Raw genomic sequence first — 620 nt, forward strand, 5'->3', positions numbered from 1 at the left:
GCTCAGTCTTGTTTGAAGGAGCAAGATCTGCGCTACCGCCGATAAAGCCAGGGAGTTTTTTAGCTATCTCATTTAAAATGACATGGTTTGTGTCTCTTGTGGCTAGCTTTTTGTCGCTAAAGTCTGGGAATTCGAGCTTGCTAAAGTCTGGATTAAGAAGGGAATTTAGTAAATTTTTGCCTTCAGCACTTAATGCCTCAACTTTTTTGTTCCACATAGCCTCTTCAAGATCGCCCTTTTCTACTGCGCCTCTAAATCTTAAAAGCACGTCTTCATCAATGGCAAATTTCTTCTCAGGGTCAAAGCCAGCTGCGGCCTTTGCCTTTTTGATGATCTCCTCGCCAAGTGGCGCGCCGTGGCTGTGGTGGCTGCCCTCAAGCTCCATTGCGCCGCGTGCTATGTGCGTGTTTGCGATGATTAGATATGGCGACTCTTTCTCGCTAGCTTGCTCTAACGCAAATTCGATCTGGTTGAAGTCATGTCCGTCGATGCGTGCGACCTCCCAGCCCTGCGCCTCAAAACTATCCTTGACGTCCCCGCTAACTGCTATCGCTGTGTCGCCCTCGATCGGATATTGTTTGAATCGTAGATGAGCACAAGGTTGTCTAGTCTTAAATTAT

General features: G+C 47.4%; 1 pseudogene. It reads right to left on the reverse strand.

From position 1 onward, the window contains the following. A pseudogene (locus tag CYP05_RS03605) lies at positions 1 to 620 on the reverse strand (transketolase); the annotation flags it as partial.

The organism is Campylobacter concisus, from assembly GCF_002913545.1.
In the GTDB taxonomy this organism is placed as follows: domain Bacteria; phylum Campylobacterota; class Campylobacteria; order Campylobacterales; family Campylobacteraceae; genus Campylobacter_A; species Campylobacter_A concisus_AV.